This is a genomic window from Amaricoccus sp. (genome assembly GCF_017995835.1).
Lineage (GTDB): Bacteria > Pseudomonadota > Alphaproteobacteria > Rhodobacterales > Rhodobacteraceae > Amaricoccus.
On the sequence record NZ_JAGOID010000018.1, the window covers coordinates 25,835 to 40,059 of the forward strand.

15 protein-coding genes are annotated in these 14,225 nt (G+C 71.8%); 8 read left to right on the forward strand and 7 right to left on the reverse strand.

The features are described from left to right. Window positions 1-152 precede the first annotated feature (152 nt). The gene (locus KBA23_RS04910; RefSeq protein ID WP_290737323.1) at window positions 153-446 is read right to left on the reverse strand and encodes a hypothetical protein; all 294 of its coding nucleotides are present in this window, start codon (window positions 444-446) and stop codon (window positions 153-155) included. Next, on the reverse strand, window positions 433-804 hold the full coding sequence (locus tag KBA23_RS04915; RefSeq protein WP_290737325.1) for a hypothetical protein: 372 nt from the start codon (window positions 802-804) through the stop codon (window positions 433-435). The genes KBA23_RS04910 and KBA23_RS04915 overlap by 14 nt, the downstream gene beginning before the upstream one ends. Before the next feature lie 111 nt (window positions 805-915). Here KBA23_RS04915 and KBA23_RS04920 point away from each other — a divergent pair, with 111 nt between their 5' ends. From KBA23_RS04920 to KBA23_RS04945, 6 genes are all read left to right on the forward strand, one after another. Then, entirely contained in the window at window positions 916-2,064 is a 1,149-nt protein-coding gene (locus tag KBA23_RS04920; protein ID WP_290737327.1) for an FAD-binding protein, read from the forward strand. A 1-nt stretch (window position 2,065) separates the two neighbouring features. Continuing rightward, the gene (glcF, locus tag KBA23_RS04925; RefSeq protein WP_290737329.1) at window positions 2,066-3,361 is read left to right on the forward strand and encodes a glycolate oxidase subunit GlcF; all 1,296 of its coding nucleotides are present in this window, start codon (window positions 2,066-2,068) and stop codon (window positions 3,359-3,361) included. Continuing rightward, window positions 3,358-4,125 carry a trypsin-like peptidase domain-containing protein gene (locus KBA23_RS04930; RefSeq protein WP_290737331.1) on the forward strand — a complete coding sequence of 256 codons (768 nt, stop codon included), beginning with the start codon at window positions 3,358-3,360 and terminating at the stop codon, window positions 4,123-4,125. The genes glcF and KBA23_RS04930 overlap by 4 nt, the downstream gene beginning before the upstream one ends. A gap of 318 nt (window positions 4,126-4,443) precedes the next feature. Further along, entirely contained in the window at window positions 4,444-4,902 is a 459-nt protein-coding gene (locus KBA23_RS04935; protein WP_290737333.1) for an Hsp20 family protein, read from the forward strand. Window positions 4,903-5,098: 196 nt separating this feature from the next. Then, complete coding sequence (locus tag KBA23_RS04940) at window positions 5,099-5,374, forward strand: hypothetical protein (protein ID WP_290737335.1); 276 nt, start codon at window positions 5,099-5,101, stop codon at window positions 5,372-5,374. Between the two features lie 122 nt (window positions 5,375-5,496). Then, entirely contained in the window at window positions 5,497-6,693 is a 1,197-nt protein-coding gene (locus tag KBA23_RS04945) for a peptidoglycan DD-metalloendopeptidase family protein (RefSeq protein ID WP_290737337.1), read from the forward strand. A 3-nt stretch (window positions 6,694-6,696) separates the two neighbouring features. Here KBA23_RS04945 and KBA23_RS04950 read toward each other — a convergent pair whose 3' ends face one another. Both KBA23_RS04950 and guaD read right to left on the reverse strand, forming a co-directional pair. Continuing rightward, entirely contained in the window at window positions 6,697-7,653 is a 957-nt protein-coding gene (locus tag KBA23_RS04950; protein ID WP_290737338.1) for a lytic transglycosylase domain-containing protein, read from the reverse strand. Between the two features lie 57 nt (window positions 7,654-7,710). Continuing rightward, complete coding sequence (guaD, locus tag KBA23_RS04955) at window positions 7,711-9,003, reverse strand: guanine deaminase (protein WP_290737340.1); 1,293 nt, start codon at window positions 9,001-9,003, stop codon at window positions 7,711-7,713. A gap of 120 nt (window positions 9,004-9,123) precedes the next feature. On the opposite strand from guaD, the gene KBA23_RS04960 reads away from it, so the two are divergent. Further along, on the forward strand, window positions 9,124-10,041 hold the full coding sequence (locus tag KBA23_RS04960; RefSeq protein ID WP_290737342.1) for a LysR family transcriptional regulator: 918 nt from the start codon (window positions 9,124-9,126) through the stop codon (window positions 10,039-10,041). 222 nt (window positions 10,042-10,263) lie between these two features. On the opposite strand, the gene argF is transcribed toward KBA23_RS04960, so the two are convergent. Continuing rightward, window positions 10,264-11,190, reverse strand: a complete 927-nt coding sequence (gene argF / locus KBA23_RS04965; protein ID WP_290737344.1) for an ornithine carbamoyltransferase — start codon at window positions 11,188-11,190, stop codon at window positions 10,264-10,266. Then, window positions 11,187-12,365: an aspartate aminotransferase family protein gene (locus KBA23_RS04970; RefSeq protein ID WP_290737346.1), complete on the reverse strand. Its 1,179-nt coding sequence runs from the start codon at window positions 12,363-12,365 to the stop codon at window positions 11,187-11,189. The genes argF and KBA23_RS04970 overlap by 4 nt, the downstream gene beginning before the upstream one ends. Before the next feature lie 237 nt (window positions 12,366-12,602). Here KBA23_RS04970 and KBA23_RS04975 point away from each other — a divergent pair, with 237 nt between their 5' ends. After that, a complete protein-coding gene (locus tag KBA23_RS04975; RefSeq protein WP_290737348.1) occupies window positions 12,603-13,187 on the forward strand; it encodes a GcrA family cell cycle regulator in 585 nt (194 codons plus the stop codon). Between the two features lie 200 nt (window positions 13,188-13,387). On the opposite strand, the gene phoB is transcribed toward KBA23_RS04975, so the two are convergent. Then, complete coding sequence (gene phoB, locus KBA23_RS04980; protein WP_290737350.1) at window positions 13,388-14,083, reverse strand: phosphate regulon transcriptional regulator PhoB; 696 nt, start codon at window positions 14,081-14,083, stop codon at window positions 13,388-13,390. Window positions 14,084-14,225: the final 142 nt, after the last annotated feature.

Below are 14,225 nucleotides of genomic sequence, written 5' to 3' on the forward strand. Positions count from 1 at the left end.
CTCGCGGCGCGGCCCCCGGGGCTGTCGCCCTTCCGAAGCCCCTCGGCGATCGGCCGTCCGAGCCAGCCGGAGACCAGAGTGAAGAGGGCGAAGGCGCCGATGGTCAGATGGGCGAGCGTGGGGAGCAGCGTGGAGAACAGCGTCGCGAGCAGTCACCAGTAGTTGTCCGGTTGCGCGCGCAGGTCGACCAGCAGCGAGGCCGGGTCAAAGAGGGGGCCGCCCTCGCCGTCGCGCACCAGATGCATGGTCGCGACGATGGCGAGGGCGAGGGCGACCAGGATCGCGATGGCGGCGACGCCGTCGATCACGGCGTTGACGACCAGATTGCCCTGCACCCCGATCCGCATGCGCCAGCGCGTGAGCCCGACCGAGGCGAAGTCCGCCCAGGCGTTCAGCAGCGGAAAGAAGCCGAGGAAGAGCAGCACTGTTCTGTCATCGGAGTCCAAGGAGGACATTCCCGTAACGGCGCAGAGAACCACGAAAAGCAGAGCCGTGAAGCCGGCGAGGGCGAGCGCGGGGCAGCGGCGCGCTCCAAGCGCGCGACAGTTCGGTCTTGGGGTTGTTTCGGCGATCGGTCGGGAGGCGCGGGAAGTCGGGCGACAGCAAGCGGTCTACCCGGTCGAGCCCGGCGTTCAGCATCTCGCGATAGCGGCGCGCGAAGGTGTCGTGCCTGAGCCAGGCGATCCAGCGGCCGCGGCCCTCGTCCTTGTTGATTCCCCAGAACAGTCGCAGCGAAAGCGCAATCAGAGCGAGAAGGAAGCTGCCCCACCATCCGAACGCCTGCAGGAAACCAAGCTCGCTCAATCGGCGCCCCCTGAAGTCGCCCTGACGTTACCCGGCCGGTGGACCGGGCGCGAGCGGGATCGCTCCTTGATTCCAGTGGTCGAATTGCATCAACTGACGGAGGGGGGCAACGTGACGAGCCATTCGCCAGCCAGCGAGACCGAGCTAGCCGAGATCGTCCGCGACGCCGCGGCGGCGCGGCGGGCGCTCGCCATCCGGGGTGGGGGCACGCGGGGGCTCGGCGGGGCGGTCGCGGGCGAGCCGCTGTCGACGGCGGGGCTGACGGGGATCGCCCTCTACGAGCCCGGCGCGCTGACCATGGTCGTGCGCGCCGGCACGCCGCTCGCCGAGGTCGAGGCCGCGCTCGCCGCCGAGGGCCAGCGCCTGCCGTTCGAGCCCTGGGACGCGCGGCCGCTCACCGGCGCGAACGGTGCGCCGACGGTCGGAGGGATGGCGGCGACGAATGCGTCCGGGCCGCGACGCATCCAGGCCGGGGCCTGCCGCGACGCGATGATCGGCGTGCGGTTCGTCGACGGGACCGGCGCGATCGTCAAGAACGGCGGGCGGGTGATGAAGAACGTCACCGGCCTCGACCTCGTCAAGCTGATGGCCGGCAGCCATGGCACGCTCGGCGTGCTTACCGAAGTGGCGTTCAAGCTCCTGCCGGGCGTCGAGGCGACTGCGACGCTGGTCTGGGGCGGACTCGAGGTCGCCGCGGCCGTCGAGCTGATGACCGCGGCCACCGGCTCGCCCTTCGACGTCAGCGGCGCGGCGCATGTCCCCGCCGGACTCGGGGACGGGCCGGCGACGATGGTGCGGCTCGAGGGGCTCGAGGGGTCGGTGGCGCACCGGGCGCGGGGGCTTGCGCGCGCGCTCGACCGCTTCGGGATGCCGCGCGTGGTCGAGGGGCCGGGCGACTGGGCGTGGCTGCGCGACGCCGCCGGCTTCGCGGGTCGCGCGGGCGCGGTCTGGCGCGTCTCGGTGCGGCCGACGGACGGGGTGCGGGTCGCCGCGGCGCTGCCGGGGGCAGAGCTGTTGTTCGACTGGGCCGGGGGACTGGTCTGGGCGCTGGCGCCGGAGGAGACGGACGTCCGGGCGGCGCTTGCCGGCATCCCCGGCCACGCCACGCTGGTGCGCGCCTCTCCGGCGGCCCGCGCGCGCTGGGGCGTCTTTCCGCCGGAGCCCGCGCCGGTCGCGGCGCTGTCCGCCGGGCTGCGGGCGCGCTTTGATCCGGCCGGCATCCTCAACCCCGACCGCATGACCAGCCCGGCGGAGACCTGAGGTGCAGACCAACTTCACCCCCGAGCAACTGCGCGACCCGGAGGTCGCGCGCTCGAACCGAATCCTGCGCACCTGCGTGCATTGCGGCTTCTGCACCGCGACCTGCCCGACCTATCAGGTGCTGGGCGACGAACTCGACAGCCCGCGCGGCCGCATCTACCTGATCAAGGACATGCTGGAGGCGGGCCGGCCCGCCGACGCGGAGACGGTGAAGCACATCGACCGCTGCCTCTCGTGCCTCGCCTGCATGACGACCTGTCCCTCGGGCGTCGACTACATGCATCTCGTCGACCATGCTCGCGCCCATATCGAGCGCACCTGGCGCCGGCCGCCGGTCGAGCGGGCGCTGCGCTGGGCGCTCGCGAAGATCCTGCCCTATCCCGGCCGCTTCCGCCTGGCGCTTCTCGGCGCGAGGCTCGGACGGCCCTTCGCCGGGTTGCTGCCCGACGCCCGCCTCAGGGCCATGCTCGCCATGGCGCCGGCCGAGATCGTGCCGGCGGGCCCCCTCGACCGGCCACAGGTGGTCCCGGCCGAGGGTCCGCGGCGCAAGCGCGTGGCGCTGCTCACCGGCTGCGCCCAGCGCGCGCTCAACGGCGACATCAACGCCGCGACCGTGCGGCTCCTGACCCGGCACGGCTGCGACGTGGTGATCGCCGAGGGCATGGGCTGCTGCGGCGCGCTGACCCACCACATGGGCAAGGTCGCGGAGAGCCACGCCTTCGCCGCCCGCAACATCCGCGCCTGGATGGCGGAGATCGGGGGTGAGGGCCTCGACGCCATCGTCATCAACACTTCCGGCTGCGGCACGACGGTCAAGGACTACGGCGCGATGTTCGCCGACGATCCGCTCGCCGCGGACGCCGCCACCGTGGCGAAGCTCGCCCGCGACATCTCCGAGGTCATGGTCGAACTCGGCCTCGACGACGCGACCCACGCCCGGCCGCTGCGGATCGCCTATCATGCGGCCTGCTCGCTCCAGCACGGCCAGCAGATCAGGAGCCACCCGAAGACCCTGCTGAAAGCGGCGGGGTTCGAGGTGGTGGAGCCCCGCGACGCGCATCTGTGCTGCGGGTCGGCCGGGACCTACAACCTCCTCCAGCCGGAGCTTTCGGGTGCGCTCAGGGCGCGCAAGGTCGCGACGCTGGAGGAGAAGCGGCCGGAGGCGATCGCGGCCGGCAACATCGGCTGCATGATGCAGATCGCCTCGGCCGCGGGGACGCCGGTCGTGCATACGGTCGAGCTTCTGGACTGGGCGACGGGCGGGCCGAAGCCGCCGGCGCTGGCGGCCGTGCATTGAGGCCCTCCGCGCGCGTTGCCGCGGCGCTGCTTGCGCTTGCCGCGTCGGCCGCCGGCGCGCAGGAGGCTCCGGTCGAGCGCGATGGACGGCGGCTCCTCGACGCCGGGGAGGCGGCGGCGTTCGGGGGGATCGGCCGGCTCAACGTCGCGGGAACGCGGTTCTGCACGGCCGCGATGGTGTCGGATCGCGAGATCCTGACGGCGGCGCACTGCCTGTTCCACCCGCGGACGCTGGCGCGCGTGCCGCTCTCGGAGTTCCGTTTCGTGCCGGGCCAGCGCATGGAGCGGAACCTTGGCGTCCGCCGCGTCGTCCGCGCCGCGTTCCCGCCGGAATTCGTGGCGCAGGCGACGCCGCGGGCGAGGGATCTCGAGGCCGACATGGCGCTGATCGAGCTTGACGCTCCGGTCCCGGAGGCGGCGACGCCTTTTGCGGTCGGAACGCTTGCCGCCCGGGACGAGTTGCTGACGATCGTGTCCTACGCGCGGGACCGGGCTCAGGCGCCGTCGATCAGCGAGAACTGTCCGCCGATGGGTGCGATCGACGGCCTTCTCGTCATCGACTGCGCGGTCGAGCGCGGCGTTTCCGGGGCGCCGGTGCTGGCGGGCGAGGGGGCCGCGGTCCGAATCGTCGCTGTCGTCGCCGGGATGGGCGCCCTCCCCGACGGCTCGGAGATCACGCTGACGGCCCTGGTCGGGCCGCGGATCGACGCGCTGCGCGCCGACCTTGCCGCGCAGGCCGAGGCGGAGGGCGACGCGGCGCGCTGAGGCGGTTTCCGTCTGAGGGCTTCGGCGTCAAAGGTTTACGGCGGATCCTTCGATGCACACCCCATGCACGGCGCATGCACAACGCATATGCTAAGCAAAAGAGTCAGGATTGAATCGTTAATGCGGGCGCGAGGCATTCAGGCGGAGACGCATGTCCGTTGCGCAGGCGTGAAGCAAGTTCGGCGCCGGAACGGGTTGAACGCGCGCGGAAGGACGCCCATTTCCGGATCGTCCGGCGCCGTCGAGCGGGCCGGACGGCAGATCAGGGGCCAGTCCATGCGGATGGCCCGCCAAATGTGTCGCTCAAGGAGGATGCACATGCGCTTCGATCTTACCCCCCTCTATCGTTCGACCGTCGGCTTCGACCGGCTTGCGTCGATCCTCGATCAGGTGACCACCGCGGACGCGGCGCAGTCGACCTATCCGCCCTACAACATCGAAAAGACCGGCGAGAACGCCTGGCGCATCACCATTGCGGTCGCGGGCTTCGCCGAGGACGAGCTGTCGATCGAGAGCCGCGAAGGTCTGCTGGTGATCTCGGGCCGCAAGGCGGAGACCGAGGAGAAGGACGCCGGCGCCTTCCTGCACCGCGGGATCGCGACCCGCGCCTTCGAGCGCCGCTTCCAGCTCGCCGACCACGTCCGGGCCCAGAGCGCGACCGTCGAGAACGGCCTGCTGCACGTCGAACTCGTCCGCGAGGTTCCCGAGGCGCTGAAGCCGCGCCGGATCGCCATCGGCAAGGCCGATGCCGGCCTCGTCGAGGCCAAGGCCGCCTGACCACGCGCCCCCGGGCGAAGGCCCGGATTTCCGCGAGCCCGCCGACCCTCCGGTCGGCGGGCTTCTTCCTGTCCGGTTCCGGGACGGGCGGGCCCCCGCGCATCGCGCCCTCGGCCTTGCCTAACGGCCCGGCGTGGACCAAATGGTTCTCGTGCGGGCAGGACGCCCGCAGGCCTTTCAAGGGGGACATTGGCACATGAGCCAGCGCAACATGATCATCGCGGCGGTCGTCGTCGTGGTGTTGGTCATTCTCTTCTACAGCATGCGCGGCGGCGAGGAGACCGCGCCGGCCACGTCGGCGCCCGCCACCACCGAACAGCCCGCCGCCACGACCCCGGCCGAACCTGCCGCGCCGGCCGAATCTGCCGCGCCGGCCGAGACTGCGCCTGCTGCGCCGGCCGAGACCGCGCCCGCTGCGCCGGCCGAGACTGCGCCCGCTGCGCCGGCCGAACCGGCTCCGGCGAACAACTGACGCAATCGCGCCGGGCGGGCCACCGCCCGGCGCTTGCATGGCGGCCGCCGGCGCGCCATGCTCGGGTCGCCGTCCCGCGGCCGCCCGGACGGCCTGCGTCCTCGCGGCCGCGGGTAGGCCGCATGTCCGTCCGTCACACCATTCTCGCGGCCGCCCTGTCGGCGCCGGTCCCCGTGGCCGCGCAGGGCGTCCTGCCGGGCGAGGCCTTCACGTCGCTGACGGTCGCAACGTTGAGTCCGCCCGCGCCGGTCACGGGAGCCGACGGCAGGGTGCATCTCGCCTCCGAGATCGTCATCGGCAACCCGGGCCACCTCTTCATGACCGTCGAGAAGGTCGAGATCGTCGGCCCGGACGGGACCGCGCTCGCCACGCTCGAAGGCGACGCGCTCGCCGCCATGACGATCGCCTGGACGATGGTCGACGGCGCGCTGCCCCCGGGCGGTCTCGCCGTCGTGCTGACCGACGCCGCGCTCGATCCCGCCGCGCCGCTGCCGGCGACGGTCGCCGCCCGCGTCACCGCCTCGCGCCGGCTCGCTGGCAAGGATGGCAGGCCGGCGCCGTTTCCGGCCGACGCCGCGGTGCCCGCGACGGTGACCTTCACGGCGGGCGAGACGCCGCTCGGCCCCCCGGCGCGGGTGATCGACGCGCCGCTGCGCGGACCGGGCTGGGTCGTGGTCAACGGCTGCTGCGACAGCGCCACCTCGCACCGGGCCGGCGCCGAGGTGGTGAACGGCGCGCTGCGCTTCCCCGAGACCTTCGCGATAGACTGGATGCAGATCGGCCCCGACGGGGCGCTGTTCTCCGGGGACGGCTCGAAGCTCGGGGACTACCCGTTCTACGGCGCGCCGGTCTACGCCGTGGCCGACGGCGTGGTTGTCGACGCGTTCGACGGCCTCGACCCGCAAGTTCCGTTCGCGCGCGATCCGAACCTCGCGCCGGAGGTCATCACCGGCAACACGATCGTCCTCGACCTCGGCGACGGCGTCTATGCGCTCTATGCCCATCTGCTGAAGGGGAGTTTCAAGGTCGCCGAGGGCGAGCGGGTGACCGCCGGCCAGCAATTGGCGCAACTCGGCAATACCGGCAACTCCGACGGCCCGCATCTGCATTTCCAGCTGATGGACACGCCCTCGCCTCTCGGGGCGCGCGGCCTGCCCTTCGCCATTCGCCGCTTTGGCAGCGCGGGCGTGCTGAAGGGCGGCTCGGATGCGGCGTTCGAGGCGTCGATGGCCGGCAAGCCCGTCGCGATCGATCCGCGCCTGTCCGGCGCCCACGCCGAGGCCTTGCCGCTCAACGACCAGGTCGTGAGCTTCGAGTGACGATCAGTTCGAGAGGACCATGCAGTCCGCTCCGGCCGCGCGCAGGCGGCCGCAGAGGGCGTTGGCTTCGGCGCGGCTGTCGCGGCCGACCTGGGCGACGTGCATCCGGGGCATCCCCGCCCGGCGGTTGCGGGAGTAGCTGAACTCCTCGCCGGCGAGCAGGCCGGCGTAGCGGTTCTTCAGCCGGTCGGCCTGGCGCTCGACGCCCTCGCGGGCGCGGTTCGAGGCGAGGACCACGCCCCACGCCTTGAGCGGCGCGCCGCCGTTCGTCGGGAATTCGCGGAGCGAGCGGGTGGCGGCCAGCGTCAGGCACGCGCCCTGGAAGCCGCCCTCGCCCTTGAGGGCAAGATCGACCTTTTCCGGCGCCGCGTCGCGCCAGATCTCGGCCGAGTAGCCGGTGATCGCCTGCACATAGGCGCGCGTCTCCAGCGGCAGGCCCCCGTCCTTCGCGACGAACCGCTCCGCCCGCGCCTCGCCGCCGTTGTAGGCGACGGCGGCGAGGCCGATGTTGCCGTAGGCCTTCGAGAGATCGGCGAGGTAGGCCGCGGAGGCGAGGAGCGCTTCGGCGGGGTTGAAGCTGTCGCGCAGGCCGCGGAGCCGGGCGGTTTCGGGCATGAACTGGGCGATGCCCTCGGCGCCCGCCGGGCTGACCGCGCCGGCGTCGAACAGGCTCTCGCGCCAGATCAGCCGGGCGAAGAAATGCGGATCTAGGGCGCTGGCGCCGGCCGCGGCCTCGATGGCGCGGCAGACGTCGGCGTCGTAGCTCGCCGCCGCGATGCAGAGGGCGCCGTCGCCGGAGCAGGCCGGCGCAGGCCGGGGCCGGGGCGCCACCCCGGCCATCGCGTCGGGGTCGACCGAGGCCACGATGATCTCGTGCGCGCCCGCGGGCGCGGCGATGTCCTGCGCGCCTGTCGGCGCGGCGAGGAGGACGGAGAGGGCGGGGGCAAGCAGGCGGCGCATCGGCGCGCACCATAGCGGCCGCCGCTGCGGCGCGCCATGGCTTTGATGATGAAGGGATTAACGTGGCTTGACGGCGCGGCCGGCGGCGTAGGTCTCGACCACGGCGCGGTCGTCGCCCATGGTCTGGAGGATGAAGAGCTCCTCCTCGAGGGTGCGGATCGTCTCGGCGCGGAGCCGCATGGCCGGGGTGGCGCGGACGTCGAGCACGACCAGGTCGGCGTCGCGCCCGGGCTCCAGCGCACCGATATGCGCGTCGAGCCCCAGCGCGCGGGCGTTGCCGAGCGTCATCATGTAGCAGGACGTCAGCGGCGGCAGCTTCTGGCCCTGAAGCTGGAGGATCTTGTAGGCGGCGTCCATCGTGGGCAGCATCGAATAGCTGGTGCCGGCGCCGACGTCGGTGGCGACGGCGACACGGGCTCCGAGCCGCTCCATGCGGGCGAGGTCGAAGAGGCCGCTGCCGAGAAAGAGGTTCGAGGTCGGATTGAACACCGCGATCGCGCCGGCGCCGGCGAGGGCGGAGATCTCGCGGTCCGACAGGTGGACGCAGTGGCCCATCAGGCTCCTCGGCCCGAGGAAGCCGTAACGCTCGTAGACTTCGGTGTAGTCCTTGGCGAACGGGAAGAGCGAGAGGGTGAAGGCGATCTCGTCCCGGTTCTCGGAAAGGTGGGTCTGGACGTGCAGCTCGGGGTGCTCGGCGATCAGCGCCTGCGCGGCCTCCATCTGGCCCTCGGTCGAGGTGATGGCGAAGCGCGGCGACACGGCGTAGTGCAGGCGGCCCTTGCCGTGCCAGTCGGCGATCAGGCGCTTGCTGTCGTCGTAGCCCTGCTGCGCCGTGTCGCGCAGGCCCTCGGGGGCGTTGCGGTCCATCATCACCTTGCCGCCGATCATGCGGAGGTTGCGGGCGAGGGCCTCGGCGAAGTAGGCCTCGGCGCTTTCCGGGTGGACTGAGCAGAAGGCGCTCGCGGTGGTGGTGCCGTGGCGCAGCAGTTCGTCGAAGAAGGCGCCGGCCATGCGGCGCGAGAAGGCGGGGTCGCGGAACTTCTGCTCCTCGACGAAGACGTAGCCGTTCAGCCAGTCGAGGAGCTGCGAGCCCCAGGACCCGATCACCTGCACCTGCGGGAAGTGGATGTGGGCGTCGATGAAGCCGGGCAGGACGAGGTGCGGCCGGTGGTCGATCACCGTCGCTCCCGGGGCGGCCTGCGGCGCGACCGAGGCATGGTCGCCGACCGCCGCAATCCGGCCGTCGCGCAGGAGCAGCGCCCCGTCCTCGATGTAGACGGTGGCGTCGGCGCTGGCGCCCGGCGCGTCGCGGAAGCTGAGGAGGCGGCCCCGGATCAGGGTTTCGGTCATCGTCGTGGCTCCCTCGGCTGCGTTCGCGCGCAAGTCTGCCAAGGCGGGCGGGTCGGCGCCACCCGCCGTGGTCGGCATTCACTTTTCGCGAAATCGGAAGAATGCTAGCGTTCGGCGGCCATGGCGTATCTCGAGAACCTGCGGCTTTTCATCCGCATCTACGAGTTGAGGAACCTGTCGACGGCGGGGCATGACCTGCGGTTGACGCCGGCGGTCGCGTCGAGCCGGCTGAAGGCGCTGGAGGCGCATTTCGGGGTGCGGCTCTTCAACCGCTCCACGCGCAAGCTGTCGCCGACCGCACAGGGCGACGCGCTCTATGACGGGGCGCGCAAGGTCTTCGAGGCGCTGACCGAGGCGGAGGGCGCCGTGGCGGCGATCGGCCGCGCGCCGCGCGGGGCGATCCGGATCACCGCGCCGCTCGCGGTGGGGCGGCGGATCGTGGCGCCGGCGCTGCCGGGGTTCCATGCGCTCTATCCCGAGATACAGGTGCGGCTGCGGCTGTCGGACCATGTCGTCGATCTGCTGGAGGAGGGGATCGACGCGGCGCTGGTGCTGGGCAAGCTCAAGGACAGCAATCTCCGGGTGTTGCGGCTGCTCGAATGTCCCCGGGTGCTCGCGGCCTCGCCGGAATACCTGGCGCGGCGGGGGACGCCGGCGTCGCTGCGGGACTTGCAGGCGCATGACTGCCTGATCCTGCGCTACACCGGCAGCACGGAATACACCTGGACCTTCGAGACGGCGGAGGGGGTGCAGCGGCTGGAGTTCTCCGGGCCATTCGACACCGACGACGGCGAGGTGCTGATGGACTGGGCGGTTGCGGGGCATGGGGTGGTGAACCTGTCGCGGTTCCTCGTGGCCGGGCATCTGGCGTCGGGCGCGCTGGTCGAGGTGCTCGCGCAGACGCCGCCGGCGCCGGCGGAGCTTGCCATCGTCTATCCGCACAAGCGGCTGATGGACCCCAAGCTGCGGGTTTTCATCGATTACATGGCCGAGGAATGCCGCCGGCGGGTGGCGGCGCTCGATGCGCCGGGCGGATGACGGGTCGGGCTGCGCGCTGCCGGTTCATCCGATTGGAGACGCTCGGAAAAGCCGGGGCCGGAAGGTGGTTGGAAGCTGGCAGGAATGCGGCTCGCCACTTCCTTGCGGGTTGTCAAGTTGACGGCTCAGTTCCGACCATCTTCCCATATGTCGTGCATGTCCCGTGCGTCGAGGGAATCGCCGTAGACCTTTGCCGCGGCTCCCGGAGCTTGCGCCCGTCCCCTACACCCCGAGGCACCAGCGCATGATCGCCTTCTGCGCGTGCAGCCGGTTCTCGGCCTCGTCGAAGACGACGGAGGCGGGGCCGTCCATCACCTCGCTCGTCACCTCCTCGCCGCGATGGGCGGGCAGACAGTGCATGAACAGCGCCCCGGGTCCGGCCCGTCCCATCAGCCGCGCGTCGACCTGGTAGGGACGGAGCTGGTTGTGGCGGCGCTCCCGCGTCGAGACCGCGTCGTGCATCGAGACCCAGGTGTCGGTGACGACGAGGTCGGCCCCCTCGACCGCGCGCGCCGGGTCGCGCTCGATCGCGACCTTCGAACCCCGCTCGCGGGCGAAGGCCACGGCGGGCGCGGCAGGGTCGAGATTGGGCGGGCCGCAAAAGGTGAAGTCGAAGCCGAGCTGCCCCGCCGCGTGCAGGAACGAGGCGCAGACGTTGTTGCCGTCGCCGAGCCAGGCGACCTTGCGCCCCGCGATCGACCCGCGCTTCTCCTCGAAGGTCATCACGTCGGCCATGATCTGGCAGGGATGGCTCGCGTCGGTCAGCCCGTTGATCACCGGCACGCTGGCGTGCTCGGCGAGTTCGTTGAGCGAGGCCTCGTCGAAGGTGCGGATCATGATCAGGTCGACATAGCGCGACAGCACCCGCGCCGTGTCGGCGATGGTCTCGCCGTGGCCGAGCTGCATCTCCTTGCCGGTCAGCACCAGCGTCTCGCCGCCCATCTGGCGCACGCCGACGTCGAAGCTCGCCCGCGTCCGCGTCGACGGCTTCTCGAAGATCAGCGCGACCATCCGGTCCTTCAGCGGCTGCACGTCGTCGCTCGCGCCCTTCGCTCGCCCCGCCCGCGCCGCCTTCATCGCGGCCGCCTGCGCGAGAATCCCCCGGATCTCCTCCGGGGCCGTCTGGCGCAGGTCGAGGAAGCTCCTCATGCCGCCGCCCGGAGGCGGCTCGCCGCCGCGTCGAGCCGCTTCAGCCCCTCGTCGATCTCCGCGTCGGTGAGGTTGAGCGGCGGCAGCAGCCGCACGACGCTGTCGGCCGCCGGCACCACGATCACCCGCTCGGCATAGCCCGCCGCGACGACGTCCGCCGGCGCCCGCTTGCAGCGCAGCCCGAGCATCAGCCCCTCGCCGCGGATACCCTCGAAGACGTCCGGGTGCGCCGCGACGAGCCCCTCGAGGCCCTGGCGGAACCGCCCGGCAGCCCGGCTGACCCCGTCGAGGAAGCCGGGCGTGGTGACCACGTCCATGACCGCCACCCCGACGGCGCAGGCGAGCGGGTTGCCGCCATAGGTCGAGCCGTGCGTGCCCGGGCCCATGCCGGAGGCCGCCCTCTCGGTGGCGAGGCAGGCCCCGAGCGGGAACCCCCCGCCGATCCCCTTGGCGATCGTCATGATGTCGGGCGCGATCCCGGCCCATTCGTGGTGGAAGAGCCTGCCCGTCCGGCCCATGCCGCACTGGACCTCGTCGAGGATCAGGAGCGTGCCGGTCTCGTCGCAGAGCGCGCGCAGGCCCCTCAGCTCCTCGCGCGACAGCGCCCGGATGCCGCCCTCGCCCTGGATCGGTTCGACCAGCACGGCGGCCGTCTCCGGCCTGATGGCGGCGCGCACCTGGTCGAGGTCGAAGAAGGGCAGGTGGTCGAAGCCCGGCACCACCGGCCCGAAGCCCTTGACCATCTTCTCCGACCCGGCCGCCGAGATCGCGCCGTAGCTGCGGCCGTGGAACGAGCCTTCAAAGGCGATGATGCGGTTGCGCTCCGGCTGGCCCTCGTGGTCGAAATGCTTGCGGGCCATCTTGATCGCGCATTCGATCGCCTCGGTCCCCGAGTTGGTCACGAAGACCGTGTCGGCGAAGGTATGCGCCACCAGCCGCTCCGCGAGCGCCTCCTGCTGCGGGATGCGGTAGAGGTTCGAGGTGTGCCAGAGCCTGCGGCCCTGCGCCTCGAGCGCCGCGACGAGCGCGGGATGCGCATGGCCGAGCAGCGTCACCGCGATGCCGGCGCCGAGATCGAGGTATCGCTCGCCGTCCTCCGCGACGAGCCACGGACCCGCGCCCTCGACGAAGGCCATCGGCGCGCGGTTGTAGGTCGGCAGGACGGGCGGGATCACCGGCGTGGCCTTTCCTCAGAGACGGAGGCCGCGGAAAGCGAAAACCCCACCGGCGGCCGCGGCGGTGGGGCCCACCCGTTTAGCCGCAGCCTGCCGCGCAAGTCAATTCGGCCGGCCGGCGGGCTGATTCGACCGGAGTTCGGGTTGTGTCCGCCGCCCCGAAAGCTAGAATGAGCGACCTTCGGGACCGGGCTATCGGCCAGGGTTTCGTGCCGATGATCGAGGGAGCCAGCCGTGATGTCCTGGACTGACGAACGCGTGGAGACGCTCAAGGCGATGTGGGCCGAGGGCAAGAGCGCGAGCCAGATCGCCAAGGAACTCGGCGGCGTCACCCGCAACGCCGTGATCGGCAAGGTGCACCGGCTCGGGCTGTCGAACCGTGGCCCCAATGGCGAGCGTCTCGACGAGCCCGATGCCGGCGGTCACGGCGAAACCGCCGCCGCCGCCGCGCCGGAGGCGGAGGCCCCCGTCGACGCGACCCCCGTCGAGGCGATCCAGGCGCGTCCGCGCGAGGCGCTGGCGACGCCGCCGCGCGTCAAGCCGCCGGTCGCGGCCAACGGCCAGCCGATGCCGCCCGCGGGTTCGGAGATCAGCCCGGAGGCCCTCGCCAACCTCGCCGAGGTCGCCAAGAAGGCGCGCCGCCTCACGCTGATGCAGCTGACCGAGCGCACCTGCAAATGGCCGATCGGCGACCCGGCCACGGATGACTTCTGGTTCTGCGGCCTGCCCTGCGTCGCCGGAAAGCCGTACTGCGAGACCCACGTCGCGGTCGCGTTCCAGCCAATGTCGACCCGCCGCGACCGCCGGGCCGGGGGGCGTTGAGGCCACAGCCCGCGCCGCGCCGCGTTTCGCCGGCGCGTTCATCCACCAAACGGTGGATGCGCAGCGGCGACGGGCATGGTCTCATGCGACCATGGTCCTGCAATTCATTCAACTGCGACGTTAGTCAGAACTCCCCGGCCTGGTCTCGCCTGGCCTGGTCGGGGAGGCGTTTCGCCGCGTAGCCCGATCGGGCCTGCGGCTCAACCGGCGTAGGTTTCGTCCAGCGCGTAGCCGGAGGAGCGGACGGTGCGGATCGGGTCGCGGTCGCCGTTGCAGTTCAGCGCCTTGCGCAGCCGGCCGATATGGACGTCGACGGTCCGGACCTCGACATAGACGTCCTGCCCCCAGACCCGGTCGAGCAGCTGCTCGCGGGAATAGACCCTGCCCGGGCGCTGCAACAGCACGTCGAGCAGGCGGAATTCCGTCGGTCCGAGATGCACGTCGCGCCGGCCCCGGCGCACCCGGCAGGTCTGCCGGTCGAGCACGAGATCGGCGAAGGTCGCGACGTCTCCCGCGAGCGCGGGCGCGGTGCGGCGCAACACCGCGCGGACCCGCGCCACCAGTTCCGACATGGAGAAGGGCTTGGTCACGTAGTCGTCCGCGCCGACGTCGAGGCCGCGCACCCGGTCCTCCTCCTCGCCGCGCGCGGTCAGCAGGATCACGGGGATCTCGCGGGTTTCCGTCCGCATCCTCAGGCGCCGGCACAGCTCGACGCCGGACACGTTCGGCAGCATCCAGTCCATGAGCACCAGATCGGGCGACTGCTCATCGACCGCGGTCAGGGCGTCGTCGCCGTCCGCCACCGCCGCGACCGAGAAGCCCTCCTTCTCGAGGTTGTAGGCGAGGAGATGGCTGATCGCCTCGTCGTCCTCCACCACCAGCACCTTGGCGCACATCGGCCGGTCTCCCTTACTCGGCGACGAACTCGATGCCGCTCGGCTCGCCCTTGGGACGGTCGTCGCCGAGCCGCTCGCCGGTCACGATGTAGTAGATCATCTCCGAGATATGGGTGGTGTGGTCGCCGATGCGCTCGTGGTT